Here is a 16,002-nt window from a genome sequence, read left to right as displayed (position 1 = left end):
TGCCTTTTCGATATGCCATAGGTTGTTGTAGCTCTCAATGATCTTTTTACTAGTCAATTTGGTATTAGTGATAGAGCCTTTTAACCCATCCCAGCGTTGATCAGCCTTGAACTTTTGGTAATCAATCTTTACGGTAAGTTCTCCTTCTAATTTAAGGTACTTGTTGTATCCTCGGTTGTTGATATTGGATTTGGTCAGTTTGCCTCGTTTCATTTGTTTTTCCAGTCTGTTGAGTCCTCTTTGCCGATTGTACTGGTCCTTACCGGCTCTTTTTTGCGAATAAGCCACGATGAGCTTAGTATCTTAGTATCATCCTTTCTTGACAAGCGAATGGCTTTGCCTTCTTCCCATTCTTGTTGCAGGATGTGTTCTTTGATCTGCTTAGCCTCATTTTTGATCCTTGCTCCAAGGATATACTGATAACCCTCTGCCTGTAATGTTTTGAGGTTATCATTTGACAGTAAGCCTGCATCAGCCACTACCACTGGCTTTCCTAATTCGAACCGGGTGGTAATCTTCTCCAGAAAAGGGATCAGGGTATGCCCCTTATAAGTATCTCCCTGGAAAATATTCATAACCGGTAGCATAGCCATGCCGACCTACTAATAAACCCAAATAGATTTGAGGGTTTTGGTGCTTTCCATCCTTTGAAAAACCTGTCTTACGAAGGTCATCCTCATCACTGGCCTCAAAATAAAGGGTAGTCATGTCATAGAAGACAACCGTTAAATTACCCTTTAATACTGCTATGAGCAAAAGCAATTTGTTCAACTTTTTCCTTAAGTCGGTCACTAAGTTTATCCAAAAAACGATAGATCATATCAACTTCCGGGTGTAGCCCCTGGTAACGATAAAGATATTCTGCGGTTTTTAGCTTACTAAACGGGCAATTACCAAACGACGAAATAATACTTCCTGAATTTGCCCAAAGCCGATATGATTGTAGAGCTTACCAAAAACCAGTTCGGGGCCTAATGTACTGATACTTGCATTGGCAAGACTTTCCATGGTCTGTTCGACCACCATATCTTGTTCAGAGATAAAAATTATTGACTGGGCAGAAAGTCGTTCTATCTCCTGCTTACCTAAAAGCCAGAGCTTTTCGATTTCCTGTTCGCTAAATCCACTTCCTATACGCTTAACTACTTGGTACTTGCCATAGGCTTTGGAGATGATTTGGACCGAAATACTACCTGAACGGTTCTTTTTTTTCGCAAAAACATGACCTAAAATAGCCATGGGACACCCAATGCACCACTAAAATCCCTCAAATTTTAACATAGAGAACGCTTCGTAATAAACGTGCGGAAAACAGGAGAAGTTGTGTTCAAAAACATTTCCCTGGCATTGATCGGCCGTGTTGATGATGGCGAAGGCAACAGCACACTCCGGGTGATTCAAATCAACAATTTTTAAGCGACCATGGTGTTAGAATGGGGCTGTTCAACAAGTATTACATTTCGACTTGTTTCAGGAAACGCTGAGTAAAATAAAAACCTTTATTTCTTAACCGGAGCAAACTTATCGAACAGCCCCACTTCGAATACTAAACCCCGATCCGATTAAATACCCTCACACACAAACCCCCACTGACACCCAAACTCCATTGACTCCTACTCAGTGACTGCCTAAAAGTTATCACTTTGCCGATAAGCTTCAATCACCGCCAACTCCCCCTCTTTCCCCTGTTTGGAATTGCCGTGCTCCATGCCCATGATGCCTGTGAATCCCTTTTTATAGATATGTTTAAAAATGTTTCTATAATTGATTTCACCGGTTGTGGGTTCCTTGCGGCCGGGGTTGTCTCCCATTTGGAAATAGGCGATTTGTTCCCAGGCGCGGTCGATGTTGGGGATTAGATTGCCTTCAGTGATTTGCTGATGATACAGGTCATTCAAAATTTTGCAGGCAGGGCTGTCGACAGCTTCGCAGATCATGTACGCCTGGGGTATTTTGGTCAGGAATAATCCGGGATGGTTGGTGTAAGCGTTAAGTGGCTCCAGGACCATGGTCAGATTGTGGGTTTCCAAAATTTCACTGCACCGCTTTAGTAATTCTATACAATTGGCGGTTTGGTAGTCCCAGGGTATTTTGGTGCTGTACATGCCTGGCACGACCGTCATCCATTTGGCATTACAGCGTTTGGCTATTTCTATCGAATTTTTGATATCCTTAAGCACAGCCTCCCTCCGGCGCTTATCCTCACCGGCAAATGTAACTTCTGAAAACGTAGCCGAAGCCACAAATACACCCATTTCCATGTCCAGGGCCTCCAGTTTTCGGCCGATTTTGGTTTGTACGGATATTTCCCGCTTTGGCATGCCGTTGTCTTCCAATGCATTGAATCCTGCTTCTTTCATAAAGGTGAGTTGATCCATCAAATCATCGCCGGCATGATGTTTAAACATGCCAAAGTGGGGGGCATATTTCAATTTAAATTTTGACGCTTTAGTGTTCATTGAGTTACTTTTCTCTGGTTTGGATGTTGTACTTAAAGCAGAAGGCACATATAATACTGAGCCTCCTGCCAAGACAGAATTTCTTACAAATACTCTTCTTTTCATATGTTATTACTACCTGAACATTAGTAGATCTTAAACTGACCTGGCACCGGTACCGGGTAGTTGCCATTTTCATCAGGCATCACAGGAGGATCGGAGTCCCAGGAAAGGTTATCAGGAACCAGTTGGCTGTCGAAGTTCATCGCCTGATCCCAGGTGATGACCTGTCCTGAATAAGTAGCCATTCTGCCCATGATCGCAGCCAGCGTACTTTTGGCACCGTTTTCTGCGTCGCTGATAACATCTCCATTACGGATGGCACTAAATAGCTTGTCGTGCTCGACCTGGTAAGGATTGGGATCTTTGTTGCCGCGGTGATTGTAGATAGTATTTCCCTGATAATCCTTTACCCTTCCTTTGTTGCTGCTGTTGGTGTAAGAAGTGCCTTTGGTGCCCTGAAAAACTTCATCGACCCTGGACATGGTTCCCGGTTGATGCCTGCATTGGCTGCTGATGATCGTACCGGAAGGATAAGTGAATTCCACAAAATGATGATCGAATATATGACCGTGGTCCTTACCTTTTCTCACCTGCCTTCCTCCCATACCCTGGGCAGTGGTAGGATAGTCATTGATGAACCAGTTGGCTACGTCGATATTGTGGATATGCTGTTCCAGAATATGGTCACCGCACAGCCAGTTGAAGTAGTACCAGTTTTTCATTTGATATTGCATTTCAGTCTCACCGGCTTCCCTGGGTCTTACCCAAACACCGCCGCCGTTCCAGTACACCTGGCCGGATATGATGTCACCGATGGCACCTGACCTTATGTTTTCAATCACCTTCAGATAGTTATTTTGATAATGTCTTTGTAACCCAACTACCACATTAAGTTTTTTCTCTTTCGCAATTTTTGCGTTTTCGAGCACTTTTCTTACTCCGGGCGAGTCGGTTGCCACAGGCTTCTCCATGAATACATGTTTGTTGTTGCTAATAGCGTAAGCAAAATGCTGGGGCCTGAAACCCGGAGGGGTGGCAAGTATAACCACATCGGCTAAATCTATTGCCTGCTTGTAGGCATCGAAGCCAATAAATTGTTGATCTTTGGATACCTTTAGCTTTTTCGAATTGCCGAACTTTTCAGTGATATGCTTGAAGCTTTTGTCAAGCCGGTTTTGAAATGCGTCGGCCATCGCTACCAGTTTAACCTTTCCTTCGGTGCTGAGGGCCTGTACTGCTGCGCCCGTGCCTCGTCCGCCACAACCTACTAAAGCGACTTTTATGGTGTCATCACCCAAAACATGGGCTGCCTGGCTCACCGGTAACTGTGAAACCATCAGCCCCCCTGAGACAAGGGCTGTGTTTTTGACAAACGCTCTTCTGGATTTTCCGGAATGATTCAATAATGATTGATTCGTCGTCGTTTTTTTCATGGTTGTTCAATAATTAGAATTAGAAACTTATTTACATGTATTTGACCGGAATTACCGGGAATTTTGTTACTTCCTTTGCACAGGGGACTGCATGACCTTACCATGTCAAACGCGCCGGTAATGATTTTCCCATCTCAGAACAAAAATTTAATGTTGCCTTCCCAATTTAATTATTTTTATTTTATTATTAAGATAAATTAAGCTTAACCATTCAGGTTTATCGACTTATGATAAGAAAAAGACTAAAAAAATTAGTACTGTGCCTCGCTGCAGCCTGGGTGCTTTTAAATGTTCCGGCACAAAACCTTTCATCAGACCAGGGTTTACGCTCATTTGACACTGTCGATAAAAAGGCGCAGGAATGGGTGGATTCTGTTTTTAACCAACTGTCGCCACGGCAAAGGATCGGTCAGCTATTTATGGCGGCAGCCTATTCCAACAAAGGCCGGGAGCATCGGCAGGAAATTTTGCATTTGGTCCGTGAATATGGCATAGGCGGGTTGGTGTTTTTCCAGGGAGGCCCGGTCAGGCAGGCAAATCTGACCAATCGATACCAGCAGGCTTCTGCTGTGCCCTTGCTCATTGCCATGGATGCGGAGTGGGGATTAGGCATGCGACTGGATAGCACCATAAATTTTCCTTATCAGATGGCTTTGGGGGCGATTCAGGATGATCAGCTCATTTATGACATGGGCAAAGAACTGGCTTTAAATTTCAAAAGAATCGGTATGCACATGAATTTTGCGCCGGTGGCAGACGTCAATAATAATCCTGCCAACCCTGTGATCAACTACCGTTCTTTTGGAGAGCAAAGGGAGCAGGTAGCCAATAAAAGTATCGCCTTTATGAAAGGTATGCAGGATCATGGTATTTTAGCTACAGCCAAACATTTTCCGGGACACGGTGATACGAATGTAGACTCCCACTATGATTTACCAGTCATTAACCATGGGAAAACCAGGCTGGATAGTTTGGAATTGTTTCCTTTTAAAAGGTTGATTAATGAGGGAATCAGCAGCGTCATGATCGCCCATATGAATATTCCTGCCCTGGATAGCACTGCCAATTTGCCATCGACACTTTCAAAGCCTATCGTGAGTGGATTGCTGAGGGAGAAGTTAAATTTTGAAGGGTTGGTAGTCACAGATGCTATGAATATGAAGGGTGTTACCAAACATTTTGCGGTAGGCGAGGCTGATGTCAGGGCCTTGCAGGCAGGTAACGATCTGATAGAATTTACAGAAGATATTCCAAAGGCCATCCAGGCGATCCGGGCGGCTGTTCAGCGGGGCGACCTGAAACAAGCCGATATCGACAGCAAATGTAAAAAGGTATTGCTGGCAAAATATCAGGTGGGTCTTGCTGATTCCAAACCTGTTGAGATCAAAAACCTGGTTGAGGATTTAAATAATCCCCGGATAAAACTGGTCAACCAAAAACTGGTAGAGGCTTCCATTACTTTGTTGAAAAATGAAAATGGCATACTGCCGCTAAAAGATTTAAGTGGCAAAAAATTCGCTTCTCTTTCCATCGGCAGCAAAAATGTTTCGGCTTTTCAAAAAATGCTGGAGAAATACGCCAAAATCGATCATTATAATATGGGCCTTAAAGCAAGTGCTGATGAAATCAATCGACTGGAAGGAACGTTGAGTCGATATGATCGGCTCCTTGTGGCCTTACATCAGGTGAGAAGGAGACCATCCAATAATAATGCCTATCCATCGGAAGTCAAACGTTTGGTCGGCAGAATGGCTGCAGGAGGAAAAGCGATCGTGACTGTCTTCAGAAACCCTTATACCCTTGCGAGGTTTGAAGGCATTGAACAGTCACCGGCACTCATCATGTGTTATTCGCAAAGCGAAGTTTCACAACGGATGGCTGCCCAGTTGATATTTGGCGGTATCGGTGCGCGTGGCAAGCTACCTGTGACTGTTGATGATCACTTTAAAACCGGAGATGGGTTGAAAATTTCAGGGATCGGCAGGTTTAAATACACTTTGCCTGAGGAGGCAGGTATGGATTCAGGGGTTTTGAACAGGGGGATCGATTCTTTAATGGAGCTGGCGATGGTAACCAAAGCTACACCGGGTGGACAGATACTGGTTGCAAAGGAAGGAAAGGTTGTTTTTCATAAGGCTTATGGATATCACAGCTATTTTGATACGGTAAAAGTCCGACTGGACGATTTGTATGATCTTGCATCGATCACCAAAGTTACCACCTCTTTGCCTATCATTATGCAATTGATAGATGAAGGAAAGATTAACCTGGACGATCCATTGAGCCAATATGTGCCGGAAATCAAAAACTCCAACAAGTCAGCACTCACCTTTAGAAGTATTCTTGCCCACCAGGCGAGGCTGGAACCGTGGATACCCTACTGGAAGAGCACTATTAAAAAGAATAACTCCGGCTTTAAGCCAAAAACTTTCAAAACCGATTCCTCCGGCAAGTACCCGTTGAAAATAGCTGACAACCTGTACCTTCACAGGAATTATAAAAAAAAAATATTTCACGCCATCAAAAAATCACCACTGGAACCCGAACCCGGCTACAAGTATTCAGGCCTGGCGTTTTATCTGTTTCCGTCAATGATTGAAAACATGACCGGACAGAATTTCGAAAGCTACCTTTACGCTCACTTTTATCGCCCTCTGGGAGCCACAACACTGACTTATAAACCGTTCCGCGATTTCCCGGTATCACAAATAGTACCTACTGAGTTCGACCTGCCTTTCAGACAAGTAGTGATCCATGGCCGGGTGCATGACGAAGGGGCGGCCATGATGGATGGTATATCTTCCAACGCCGGCCTGTTCAGTAATGCCAATGACCTGGCCAAGCTGTTTCAGATGTATATGAATATGGGAGCATATGGTGGTAAACGGTTTGTTTCAGAAACCACCATGAAAGAATTTACCCGTTACCAGTTCCCCGAAAACAATAACCGCCGGGGACTTGGCTTTGACAAACCGGCTTTGACCTGGAAAGCCAATGGCAACGCTGCCAAAGATGCCAGCCCGGAGAGCTTCGGGCATACCGGATTTACCGGTACCAGGGCCTGGGCTGATCCCAAACATCAATTGGTTTATATATTTTTATCCAACCGTGTACATCCTACCCGTTCTAACACCAGACTTTACCGCTTAAACACCCGTACGGAGATCGAGCAGGTGATCTACGATTCGATGAAGTAGTTTCCACCAATATATTATAATGCCTGAATTGTCAGCTATTTGCCAGTTCAAATCAAAGGGTTACCCATCCGGAATTTTGATTGTATCTATCCATGTTGTGAAGGCAATTTTTATGGAACACCTCATTCATCGGTCAGGTGTTTTTTTTTTGCCGGGTCGACTGAAAGTATTGAAAAGACAGCACCAGGAAACTCAGCAGTAATCCCAGACTTTCCCGCGATTCTTCTATGAAAGGTTTTTCGGCTTTCATGGATTTGGTAAGGTCGCCAATTTCATGATCGGAAAACAGCTCGATCAGGCCGGGAAAATAGAAGATGCTTCCAGTCATACAAATGATCATCAGGATGATAAGGGCAGGCCGGTTGTATTTTTCCCAAATGGCAAAACCTGATATGATTGCTACTACGGCATAAATAGCTACCCAGAAATAAGGATCGGGATCATTAAACTGAACGATGGCAAATAAAACAAAAATAATAGCCAGTACGATGTTAAGTATTTTCATAGGTACAATGTTTATTTTACCGGACCGGAACCTTTCTTACAATTTTTGAAAAGACTGCCGGAAAAAATCTTTTAAGATATACACCATATTTTTCTATTCCGCCAATATAAACTTCTTCCTTCTCTTTTTTAATTGCCCGGATGATTTTTTGTGCGCAAACTGCGGCCTCCATGCCACTGGCCTGGGCTTTATCCATTTGGTTGAAATTTTCCCCGGTACCTGCGAGGGCATTTACCGACACCTGGGTTTTGATGTATCCCGGGCATATCATGATGACTTTGATATTTTCTTTCCATAACTCAGCCCTTAGCGAGTCATAAAACCCATGTAAAGCATGTTTAGAGGCAGCATAGCCGGAGCGGTAGGGAGTACCGAATTTGCCAACCAGGCTGCTGACATTAACAAAATGTCCTCCCTTGTTTTCAATCATATGTGGTAAGAGATGCTTGGACAAGGCGATGGTTCCGAAAAAATTAATCTCCATGATTTTCCGGTCTACGGAAAGCATGGTCTCTTTCACCAGTGACCGCTGGCTTACACCACCATTGTTGACTAAAATATCCACTTTACCAAAAAACGCTACAGCTTCTTTTACCTTCTCATCCAATTCCGTACTGTTGGCCAGGTCGAGTGGCAGTACCTCAATGAGTGGCTGGATTTCATGTGGGCAATTTTTCTTTACCCTCATCAATTCATTTTTCCGCCTTGACGAAACAATCATCCTTACCCCTTCCCTGCACAGCGCATAGACCAATGCTTCGCCTATACCTGAAGACGCCCCGGTCACCCAAACTACCTTATTTATTAAATTTTTCATCCGTACCGCTATTTATCACTGTTGAAATCCGTATCCCACTACCAGTAGTCTATCCCACTACCAATAGTCATAGTATGGCTCAAAGCCATACTATGACTAGAACGCCATTACCTTCATTGAAACTTAAAATAATAAAATTCTGATGAGAATCCTTGTCCGCTGTTCACCTTCGAGCGAATTGTGTACGCTGGCGATACAAAATTAGTGAGAATTGAAAGAACACGTTTTTATAAAATCCTGTAAATCAAGAGATTAAAATATTGGCATGTAGATTGGTGCAGATGAGTTAAAGCTATTTTAAAAGGTCAAATACTCAAATTAAAAAGGTCAGACACCTCAAAACCAAAAACTATGAAGGCTTTATACTATTTTGCGATTGATTATTTTCAGAAGAAAAAAAAAATAAAAAAAATTAAAATTCGAAAAGAATTATTATTTCAGAATCAATCCATTCTTATAGGTTAAATAGTTAAAATGTCGTAGCGCCACAAAGTCTTGTGGCGCTACTGCATTCTCTGGCGCCACAAGATTTTGTAGCCTTGCGTTTAGCAATATTCATCAAATATCTGTGACAGGTGATCGGCAATCATCTCTGCAGACCTTCCTTCAATGTGATGTCTTTCTACAAAATGAATCAACTCGCCATCTTTAAATAAAGCGATTGAGGGAGAAGAAGGAGGGTAGGGGGCAGTATATTCCCTGGCTTTGGCGACCGCTTCCTGATCAACACCTGCAAAAACTGTCAACAATTCATTAGGCTTTTTGGTCGAATTCTCCACTGCCAACTTCACGCCGGGCCGGGCTGAACCGGCAGCACAACCGCAAACCGAATTAATCACCACCAGCGATGTGCCCTGGTGATCTTCAAGATGATTCACCACTTCGTTTCCTGTTTTTAACTCCTTAAAACCAGCAGTGGTTAAGTCTGCCCGCATAGGAGCTACTAATTCTTCTGGATACATTTTATTGTTTTTTTATTTGTTACTTAATTACATAAATCCTAATTCCAGTTTAGCCGCCTCCGACATCATGTCCGGCGAATAGGGAGGGTCGAAGGTCAGCTCGATTTGAACATCGTTTACACCTGCTATCTCTTTTACCTTCATTTCTATCTCAGCAGGTATGGTTTCTGCAGAGGGACATGATGGCGAAGTGAGCGTCATTTGAATGTAAACATTGTTGACCGGATAGACATTAATCTCGTAGATTAATCCAAGCTCATAAACGTCTACCGGTATTTCAGGGTCATAAACTTGCTTTATAGCTTCTACTATTTTGTCCTTTATCGAAATTTCCTGTGTTTCTTCTTTCATAATCATACGAACTTATGAGGCTTTACTTTCTATCTTGCTTTTATAGGCAATGGCATACATTTTCATTTGTTTAATCATAGCAACAAACCCGTTGGACCGTTGTGTACCGATAAAACGGTCCATGCCGATCCGATGAATAAAGTACAAATCCGCATGGATAATATCATCCACCTTTTGATCGGATAAAATGTTGACCAGTAAGCTCACCAGGCCTTTGGTAATTGCTGTATTGCTATCAGCGCTGAACCTGATACGGTCCTGACCTAACTCGGTTTTGAGCCATACTTTCGATTGACAGCCTTTTACAAGATTTTCCTCTACCTTATCGCTTTCCGGCAGGGGTGTTAATTTCTGCCCCAATTCCATCAGGTAAAAACTTGCCATTTCAACGTCTCCGTCCAATAGGGAAAACGCTTCTATGATTTCGTCTTGTCTGGCGTTAATAGATGATTTTTGCATGCTACTTAAACCTTTCCGCAATATTCTTCAACCCCTCTACCATGATATCGATTTCTTCAAAAGTATTGTACAAAGACAGCGATGCCCGTACAGTACCTTCGATATTGAACAGATCCATCAGTGGTTGTGTGCAATGATGTCCTGTTCGCAGAGCCACTCCCCTGGCGTCCATCATCATGCCGATATCAAAATGATGAATGCCTTCCATAATGAAAGAGACTACACTTATTTTATTTTGTGCGGTACCTATTAGTTTCACACTAGGGATAGTTTGTAATCTTTCGTTGGCATACTGCAAGAGCTCATCTTCATATTTGCTGATGTTTTCTTTGCCATATGCTTCTACAAACTCCAGGGCTCTCCTGATAGCTACTACGTCGCCAATGTTGGGGGTACCTGCCTCAAATTTATAAGGAATATCGTTGTAAGTGGTTTTTTCAAAAGTCACTTCCTTGATCATTTCACCACCGCCTCTGAAAGGAGGCATAGCTTCCAGTAATGGCCTTTTACCATATAAAATGCCAGTTCCGGTGGGGCCGAATAGCTTATGCATCGAAAATACATAGAAATCACAGTCCAGATCCTGCATATCAATTTCGATGTGTGCAGAGGCCTGGGCCCCGTCTATCAGAACTTTTGCACCATATTCGTGTGCTTTTTGTATCACCTCTTTGACCGGATTGATGGTACCCAGGGAATTGGAGATATGCACGATCGAAACCAGCCTGGTTCTTTCGGAAAGCATTTTTTCAAACGCCTCAAAAACGATTTCCCCCCGGTCATTGATAGGAATTATTTTAAGTTTGGCCCCTGTCTCTTCGCATAACATCTGCCATGGAACTATGTTTGAATGGTGTTCCATCGAAGAAATAATGATTTCATCCCCTTCCCCGATGTTGGCCCTTCCAAAGGTACTTGCTATTAAATTGATACCATCTGTAGTGCCATAGGTAAAGATGATCTCCTCAGCCTCGGGGGCATTCATGAATTCCTTAACGGCCCTTCTGCTTTCCTCAAAAGCCGAAGTAGCCTTTTCGGCCAGTGTATGAATACCTCTGTGTATGTTGGCATTGTACCCTGAATAATAATCGGTTAATGCCTCGATAACCCTCAATGGTTTCTGGGTAGTAGCAGCATTGTCAAAGTAAACCAACGGTTTTCCGTTTACTTGCTGGTGAAGAATAGGAAACTCCGCCCTGATTTTCCGAATATCGAGGCCGTGCTTGTTTAAAGTTTCGTAGTTGCTACTCATCTTGGTTATTTACCGGTTTAAACGGATACTTATATGGTGATCAATGTATTCTTTTAAAACGTCAATTTTAACATTCTCAAGAGCATCAATGGCAAAAGCGTATAACAAAAGCGACCTGGCTTCCTGTTCACCCAATCCCCGGGAACGCAAATAAAATAACTGCTCTTTATCCAACTGACCTGTGGTAGCGCCATGGGAACATTTCACATCATCGGCCCATATTTCAAGTTGGGGCTTGGTATTGATACTTGCCTCATCAGAGAGCAGGATGTTTTTATTGGATTGAAAGGCATTTGTTTTTTGCGCATCCTGCCGCACGTATATCTTGCCGTTAAAGACCCCGGTTGAATTACCTCCCAATATACCTTTGTAAAGTTCGTTGCTGTATGAGTGAGGCTTTCTGTGATCTACCATGGTTTGGTTATCAACATGCTGCCGATCATTCAGCAGGTATAAGCCGTGCATATTGGCTTCGCAGTGCTCATCGTCCAGTACCACATTCAAGTTGTTTCTGATCAGACTACCGGCCAGTGAAATGGTGGTGGTATTGAAGGTGCTTTTACCTGCCTGATATACCTGCGTATTGCCTACATGATAAGCATTGTCTCCTTGAATTTCAAGTTTGTAATAATCTATGTAGGCATTTTCATCGACAATTATTTCGCTTACCGTGTTGGTAAAAGCGGCCTCATTGCCATGGTGAATGTAATTTTCGATGATACTCGCCTGACTGTTTTTACCTGCGATTATCAGGTTTCTTGGCTGAACTGCCCAATTGGCAGCGGTTGAGTCGGATATGGAATAAATAACAATTGGCTTGTCGACAACCAGGTTGTCTTTTACTTTAATAAATGTTCCATCGAGCGAAAATGCAGTGTTCAGCGCAGTAAAGGGGTCTTTGTCAAATTCAGCATATTTGGCAAAGTAGGAGCCTACCAAATCCGGTTGTGACTCATAGGCACTTTTAAAATCGGTGATCTCCAGGCCCTTTAATGTAATATCCAGGTTTGACAACTCCTGAGAGAAACGACCATTGATCAAGACGACATTGTAGGCATCGAGACCTTTGATCAATAATTCGCTGATCGCTGCTTTTGAAATAGCCGGGATGCCCGGTGAAGCATAATCAAAATTGAATTGTTTCTTCAGCAACCTTGTAATCGGGGTATATTTATAGTTTTCGGTTTTCCGGTCGGGCATGCCTAATTGCTCAAATGACCGGATAGCTTTTTTTCTGGTTTGGTGAAAATCTGTGAGACTTTTGCCATTCAATTCTTTTTCAAAAATCCCGAATTGCTCAACGAAATTTTTATGTAAATCTATACTATTTGATGCGACCGTCATTGTCCTTATTTCATTTTTATAACAGAAAATAAACAAGCTCGATTAATGGATAGGCTCTACCTCCTTGATCCAGTCATAACCCTTTTCTTCCAGCTCCAGTGCCAACTCTTTAGCGCCGGATTTTACGATTTTTCCATTGTATAAAACATGGACGAAATCAGGAACTATGTAGTCCAGCAGCCGCTGATAGTGGGTTACTACAATCGTTGCATTGTCTTTAGACTTTAAAGTGTTCACCCCATTGGCCACTACTTTTAGCGCGTCGATATCCAGTCCGGAGTCTGTTTCATCCAGCACCGCAAGTCTGGGCTCCAGCATGGCCATCTGGAAGATTTCATTACGTTTTTTTTCACCTCCTGAAAAGCCTTCATTCAATGACCTGTTTAACAGGGATTTATCAATCTCAACCAGCTTTATTTTCTCTTTCATTAACGACAGAAACGATACTGCGTCCAGTGGGTCCAAACCTCTGTGCTCACGTATCTGATTCAGTGCGGTTTTAAGAAAATTGGTAGAGCTGACACCTGGTATTTCAACGGGATACTGGAACGCGAGAAACAGCCCTTCCCTGGCCCTTTCTTCTGCTTCCAACTCCAGTAAGTCTTTTCCCAGAAATTCAATGCTGCCTTCTGTCACCTCATAGTCCTCCCTGCCTGCGAGTACGGAGGCCAGGGTACTTTTTCCGGAACCGTTAGGTCCCATGATGGCATGTACCTCCCCGGGCTTTACTTCCAGGTTGATGCCTTTTAATATTTGTTTATCTTCTATAGAAGCATGCAGATTCTTAATGCTTAACATTTTTGTTCGATTTAGTAATAATTATTTGAAAGCTTTTAACAGATCTTTTAAGCTGCCATCTCGTACCGGATGGCAGGGTAAAAAATCTTCTGTTAGAATTCAATAAGTTTAACCTACGCTGCCTTCAAGTGTCAGCGCCAGCAACTTTTGAGCCTCGACCGCAAATTCCATCGGTAGTTGATTGAGTACCTCCTTACAGTAACCATTTACGATCAGGGCCACCGCACTTTCTTCATCGATACCTCTTTGCAAACAATAAAAAATCTGATCTTCACCAATTTTAGATGTGGTCGCTTCGTGCTCAATCTGCGCTGAATTATTGCTGGTTTCAATGTATGGGAAAGTATGGGCCCCACACTTGTCACCCATCAGCAATGAATCACATTGAGAGTGGTTTCTGGCATTTTTGGCGCGTTTGTGGATTTGTACAAGTCCGCGATAACTGTTTTGACTTTGTCCGGCAGAGACCCCTTTGGAAACGATCCGGCTCCTGGTATTTTTACCCAGGTGGATCATTTTGGTACCTGTATCTGCCTGCTGCCAGTTGTTGGTGACCGCTACAGAGTAAAATTCTCCTACAGAATGATCGCCTTTTAAAATGCAGCTAGGATATTTCCAGGTGATGGCTGAACCGGTTTCCACTTGCGTCCATGAGATCTTGGAATGATCGCCGGCACAAATACCTCTTTTTGTTACAAAATTATATATGCCACCTTTTCCATCTTTATCACCCGGATACCAGTTTTGTACGGTAGAGTATTTTATCTCTGCATGGTCGCAAGCATATAATTCTACCACTGCCGCGTGTAGCTGGTTTTCATCCCGCATCGGCGCTGTGCAACCTTCCAGGTAGCTTACATAAGAGCCCTCATCAGCTATGATCAAGGTCCTTTCGAATTGCCCGGTATTTGCCGCATTGATCCGGAAATACGTGGATAATTCCATGGGACATCTCACTCCTTTAGGAATATAACAGAAAGAGCCATCAGAAAAAACTGCGGAATTTAACGCTGCAAAATAATTGTCATTTACCGGAACGACAGAACCTATATATTTTTTCACCAGTTCAGGGTGTTCCTGCACGGCTTCACTGAAAGAGCAAAAAATAATTCCTAATTCAGCCAGTTTATCTTTAAAGGTAGTAGCCACTGACACACTGTCTATGACAGCATCGACTGCAACCCCTGTCAATCTTTTTTGTTCATCCAGGGATATACCGAGTTTTTCAAAAGTCGCTCTTAATTCCGGATCCACCTCGTCCAGACTTTTGGGGGCCACCTTTTGCTTGGGCGCCGAATAGTAGATGATATCCTGATAGTCTATTTCCGGATAGCTAACATTAGGCCATTTCGGTTCCTTGAGTGTGAGCCAGTGCCTGTAAGCTTTCAACCGCCACTCCAGCATCCATTCAGGTTCATTTTTTTTGCTGGAAATGAACCGTATAATGTCTTCATTAAGGCCTTTGGGCGCTGAATCTGCTTCTATATTGGACTCAAAACCGTATTTATATTCAGAGGAAGTTAGTTCTTCTAATATTTCAGTGTCTTTACTCATTTCTTTGCATATTTAGACTTATTAAAAATAACGAGGTAAAGTTACAACATAAAATCATTTTAAAAGTTTTTTATAGCCAATATTTAGTTTCGATTTTGTGATAGATAAAATCGATAATATATGGTGCCATTTATGCGTATTTGGCTGATGAAAATTATTTAAAATGATTCTAAATAAGAACTTTAGTGGTTAAACGCGCTCACCCCCCTAAAAGTTTTGAGTTTGTGAAAATTTATAGATCCAACTGAATGTGGCGATTAAGTGTTTCTTCCAGGGAGATAAAGGTTTCGGTTCTTTCTATACCTTCGACTTTTTGGATTTTATCGTGCAATACTTCTCTTAAATGCTTGGTATCGCGACAATGAATTTTGATAAATATACTATAGTTACCAGTTGTATAGTGAATTTTCACGATTTCCGGGATAGCTCTCAAATCTGTGGTTACCTGATCATATAAGGAATTCTTCTCTAAGTAAATACCCATAAATGCGGTAATGTCGACACCCATTTTTGAATAATCCATTTTAAGGGTGGTGCCTTTAACTACACCCATTTCTTCCAGCTTTCTCATTCTAACATGAACCGTACCCCCTGACACATATACTTTCTTAGCAATTTCCGTATATGGAATCTTAGCATCATCCATTAAAAGGGATAATATCTTAAGATCTATTTTGTCAATTTCATAATTTTTATCCGCTTTGGAATCCATATTTTGAGATATTTATAATATATTTTATGCAAAAGTAAATGAAATGTAAATTTTTAGCAAATTTATTAAAAAAATTTTAATTTTTTTTCTTATCTATTAAATTTGTAATCACAAAAT

At 42.4% G+C, this 16,002-nt stretch carries 16 protein-coding genes and 1 pseudogene; 1 reads left to right on the top strand and 16 read right to left on the bottom strand.

Features of this window, described 5'->3' with window-relative positions; translation table 11 throughout:
• The 6 genes and pseudogenes from AC04NP_RS23130 to AC04NP_RS23105 form a co-directional block, all read right to left on the bottom strand.
• Nucleotides 1-213 (bottom strand): annotated as a pseudogene (locus tag AC04NP_RS23130) (IS1634 family transposase); the annotation flags it as partial.
• Nucleotides 210-575, bottom strand: coding sequence for a hypothetical protein (locus AC04NP_RS23125; protein WP_482862341.1), 366 nt, complete (start codon nt 573-575; stop codon nt 210-212). The pseudogene AC04NP_RS23130 and the gene AC04NP_RS23125, both read right to left, overlap by 4 nt.
• Entirely contained in the window at nt 547-792 is a 246-nt protein-coding gene (locus tag AC04NP_RS23120; protein WP_482862340.1) for a hypothetical protein, read from the bottom strand. The genes AC04NP_RS23125 and AC04NP_RS23120 overlap by 29 nt, the downstream gene beginning before the upstream one ends.
• A gap of 78 nt (nt 793-870) precedes the next feature.
• The gene (locus AC04NP_RS23115) at nt 871-1,239 is read right to left on the bottom strand and encodes a hypothetical protein (protein ID WP_482862339.1); all 369 of its coding nucleotides are present in this window, start codon (nt 1,237-1,239) and stop codon (nt 871-873) included.
• Between the two features lie 389 nt (nt 1,240-1,628).
• The gene (locus AC04NP_RS23110; RefSeq protein ID WP_482862338.1) at nt 1,629-2,564 is read right to left on the bottom strand and encodes a hydroxypyruvate isomerase family protein; all 936 of its coding nucleotides are present in this window, start codon (nt 2,562-2,564) and stop codon (nt 1,629-1,631) included.
• A 20-nt stretch (nt 2,565-2,584) separates the two neighbouring features.
• Nucleotides 2,585-3,934 carry a Gfo/Idh/MocA family protein gene (locus tag AC04NP_RS23105; protein WP_482862337.1) on the bottom strand — a complete coding sequence of 450 codons (1,350 nt, stop codon included), beginning with the start codon at nt 3,932-3,934 and terminating at the stop codon, nt 2,585-2,587.
• Nucleotides 3,935-4,161: 227 nt separating this feature from the next.
• On the opposite strand from AC04NP_RS23105, the gene AC04NP_RS23100 reads away from it, so the two are divergent.
• Nucleotides 4,162-7,131: a serine hydrolase domain-containing protein gene (locus AC04NP_RS23100; protein ID WP_482862336.1), complete on the top strand. Its 2,970-nt coding sequence runs from the start codon at nt 4,162-4,164 to the stop codon at nt 7,129-7,131.
• 133 nt (nt 7,132-7,264) lie between these two features.
• Here AC04NP_RS23100 and AC04NP_RS23095 read toward each other — a convergent pair whose 3' ends face one another.
• The 10 genes from AC04NP_RS23095 to AC04NP_RS23050 all read right to left on the bottom strand — a co-directional run bounded on the left by AC04NP_RS23095 (nt 7,265) and on the right by AC04NP_RS23050 (nt 15,885).
• Nucleotides 7,265-7,636: a transmembrane 220 family protein gene (locus AC04NP_RS23095; RefSeq protein ID WP_482862335.1), complete on the bottom strand. Its 372-nt coding sequence runs from the start codon at nt 7,634-7,636 to the stop codon at nt 7,265-7,267.
• Nucleotides 7,637-7,652: 16 nt separating this feature from the next.
• The gene (locus tag AC04NP_RS23090; RefSeq protein ID WP_482862333.1) at nt 7,653-8,453 is read right to left on the bottom strand and encodes an SDR family oxidoreductase; all 801 of its coding nucleotides are present in this window, start codon (nt 8,451-8,453) and stop codon (nt 7,653-7,655) included.
• Nucleotides 8,454-8,998: 545 nt separating this feature from the next.
• Complete coding sequence (locus AC04NP_RS23085) at nt 8,999-9,415, bottom strand: BrxA/BrxB family bacilliredoxin (RefSeq protein ID WP_482862331.1); 417 nt, start codon at nt 9,413-9,415, stop codon at nt 8,999-9,001.
• A gap of 27 nt (nt 9,416-9,442) precedes the next feature.
• Nucleotides 9,443-9,766, bottom strand: coding sequence for an SUF system Fe-S cluster assembly protein (locus tag AC04NP_RS23080; protein ID WP_482862330.1), 324 nt, complete (start codon nt 9,764-9,766; stop codon nt 9,443-9,445).
• A 12-nt stretch (nt 9,767-9,778) separates the two neighbouring features.
• A complete protein-coding gene (locus AC04NP_RS23075; RefSeq protein WP_482862328.1) occupies nt 9,779-10,225 on the bottom strand; it encodes a SufE family protein in 447 nt (148 codons plus the stop codon).
• A gap of 1 nt (nt 10,226) precedes the next feature.
• Nucleotides 10,227-11,477, bottom strand: a complete 1,251-nt coding sequence (locus tag AC04NP_RS23070; RefSeq protein ID WP_482862326.1) for a SufS family cysteine desulfurase — start codon at nt 11,475-11,477, stop codon at nt 10,227-10,229.
• 9 nt (nt 11,478-11,486) lie between these two features.
• The gene (gene sufD, locus AC04NP_RS23065; RefSeq protein ID WP_482862325.1) at nt 11,487-12,821 is read right to left on the bottom strand and encodes a Fe-S cluster assembly protein SufD; all 1,335 of its coding nucleotides are present in this window, start codon (nt 12,819-12,821) and stop codon (nt 11,487-11,489) included.
• Nucleotides 12,822-12,863: 42 nt separating this feature from the next.
• Nucleotides 12,864-13,619, bottom strand: a complete 756-nt coding sequence (gene sufC, locus AC04NP_RS23060) for a Fe-S cluster assembly ATPase SufC (RefSeq protein ID WP_482862323.1) — start codon at nt 13,617-13,619, stop codon at nt 12,864-12,866.
• A gap of 108 nt (nt 13,620-13,727) precedes the next feature.
• Entirely contained in the window at nt 13,728-15,173 is a 1,446-nt protein-coding gene (gene sufB / locus AC04NP_RS23055; protein WP_482862322.1) for a Fe-S cluster assembly protein SufB, read from the bottom strand.
• 232 nt (nt 15,174-15,405) lie between these two features.
• Complete coding sequence (locus tag AC04NP_RS23050; RefSeq protein WP_482862321.1) at nt 15,406-15,885, bottom strand: Lrp/AsnC ligand binding domain-containing protein; 480 nt, start codon at nt 15,883-15,885, stop codon at nt 15,406-15,408.
• Nucleotides 15,886-16,002 lie beyond the last annotated feature (117 nt).

This window comes from Agaribacillus sp. DX54 (genome assembly GCF_056858335.1).
The sequence above is the reverse complement of the archived record's forward strand: the minus strand, read 5'-3'. Positions and strand labels throughout refer to the sequence as shown.